General features: G+C 77.3%; 1 protein-coding gene and 1 pseudogene. Both read right to left on the bottom strand.

What is annotated here, in order from left to right; genetic code table 11:
- Positions 1–42: 42 nt before the first annotated feature.
- Complete coding sequence (locus ACWEO5_RS38385) at positions 43–987, bottom strand: bifunctional riboflavin kinase/FAD synthetase (RefSeq protein WP_452166694.1); 945 nt, start codon at positions 985–987, stop codon at positions 43–45.
- A 63-nt stretch (positions 988–1050) separates the two neighbouring features.
- Positions 1051–2280, bottom strand: a pseudogene (locus tag ACWEO5_RS38390) (hypothetical protein); the annotation flags it as partial.

Below are 2280 nucleotides of genomic sequence, written 5' to 3' on the forward strand. Positions count from 1 at the left end.
AGCCCCCGCGGAACGCGCGTTCCGCGGGGGCTCCCGTCGTGCTCAGGGGCGCTCGGTGAGTTCCCGGGCGCGCTTGACGTCCTCGGCCATCCGCTCCAGCAGGGCGTCGATGGAGTCGAACTTCTCCATCCCGCGCAGCCAGGCCAGGAAGTCCACGGCGACGTGCTGCCCGTACAGGTCGAGGCCGACCCGGTCGATGGCGTACGCCTCGACGGTGCGGGCGGTGCCGTCGAAGGTCGGGTTGGTGCCGACCGAGATCGCGGCGGGCATGGTCTCGCCGTCGGCGGTCAGCCAGCCCGCGTACACGCCGTCGGCGGGGATCGCCGAGTGCGCGACGGTGTCCACGTTGGCGGTGGGGTAGCCGAGTTCGCGGCCGCGCTGGGCGCCGCGGACGACCTCGCCCTCGACCCGGTGCGGGCGGCCGAGGATCTCGGCGACGCCGGTCATGTCGCCGGCCGCGACCAGCCGGCGGCACAGGCTGGAGGAGAACGGCTCGCCGTCGCCCGCCGCGCCGCGCACCTGCAGGTCGACCACCTCGACGGTGAAGTCGTCGGCCGGGCCGAGCTCGGCCAGCAGCTCGACGTCGCCCGCCGCGCGGTGCCCGAAACGGAAGTTGGGGCCCTCGACGACCGCCTTCGCGTGCAGCGCGTCGACCAGCACCGACCGCACGAAGTACTCCGGGGACTCCTTGGAGAACTCGGCGGTGAACGGCAGCACCAGGACGGCGTCCACGCCCAACTGCTCGACCAGTTCGGCCCGCCGCGGCTGCGGGGCGAGCAGCGGCGGGTGGGTGCCGGGCCGGACCACCTCGCTGGGGTGCGGGTCGAAGGTGACCACCACCGACTTAGCCCCCAGCTCACCGGCCAGCTCCACCACCCGGTTGATGATCAACTGGTGTCCGCGGTGGACCCCGTCGAACGATCCGATGGTGACGACGCTGCGCCCCCAGTCCCCGGGGATCTCCTCCAGGCCGTGCCAGCGCTGCACCTGACCGCTCCTTGTTCCTACGGTGTGCACAACCCGTGCACTCGAAAGACCGAAACCGAACCCCTATAGCGTGCCATGCGACCGGCCCTGCCCAGGTACCGGAAGGCCCTCGGTGTGACCGGTCAGACGGCCGTCCGGACGGTCGACCTGCCGTTCGGCCTCGGCCGCGGCGTACTGCGGGTCCCGCCCGGCGGCGGTGAGGGCCCGCATCCGGGCCAGCCGGGGCCCCTGCGGCGGCGGCGGGGCGTCTGCGGGCCAGGACGCCAGCAGGCGGGCGAAACCCGCCCAGCGGCCCGCACAGCGCACCAGGGCGGCGTCCGCGCCCGGCCACCGCTCGGCGACCAGGCACAGCAGTTCGCGCACCCGCCGCCCGGGGTGCCCGGCGTGCCGGGCCGCCAGCGCCTCCACCACCGCCGCCAGCACCCCGCCGTCCCGCTCGGTGGCCAGCAGGGCGTCCAGCAGCTCCTCCCGGCCGCCGCCGGGCGCGGCCAGCACCGGCACGAAGAGCGCCCGCACCGGCGGCCCGGCGGCCAGCACCGCGTCCAGCAGCGGACGGCCGTCCCGCCCGGCGTCCAGCAGCCGGTCCAGGTGCCGGGCCAGCTCCCCGGCCCGCTCCGGCCCCTCCCGCAGCAGCTCGGCGGCGACCAGCAGCCCGGAGCGGGCCACCGCCGGGTCGGTGGCCGCGGTCAGCACCCGCAGGTCCTCCGCCAGCCGGGCACCCGGCACCCGCAGCCGCTCGCGCACCGCCGCCAGCACCTCGGCCGGGTGCTCCGCCACCAGCTCGGCCAGCACCCGGGCGGTCAGGAACGGGTCCCCCGCCCGGTACGCGGCCAGCGCGGCCGGCAGGTGCTCGGCCCGGTCCTCCGGGTCGCGCACCAGCAGCGCCAACGCCGCGCCGTGCAGGGCCGGTTCGTCCTCCCGGGCGAGCAGCGTCCGGGCCGCCAGCCGCAGCAGCCGGGCCCCCGAGCCGCCCGCGTGCGGGGCGGCGCGCAGCGCGTGCACGGCCGCCGCGACGTGCCGCTCGGGGCGCGGGTCGTGGCTCCACCGGTCGACCGCCCGGCACAGCGCGGACGGCTCCCGCTCGGCCAGCCGGCCCAGCAGCGCGTCCGCCCGCGGGTGGGCGGCGGCCACCAGCGCCTCGGTCAGCTCGTCCAGCGCCAGCGCCCGGTGCTCGTACAGCAGTTCGTCGGCCAGCCCGGCCGCCACCGGGCCCTCCTCGTACCAGGCGCACAGCAGCGGCAGCACCCCGCGCGGGTCCGCGGCCAGCAGCTCGGCCGCCGCCGCCCGGACCAC

Source organism: Kitasatospora sp. NPDC004272 (genome assembly GCF_053603035.1).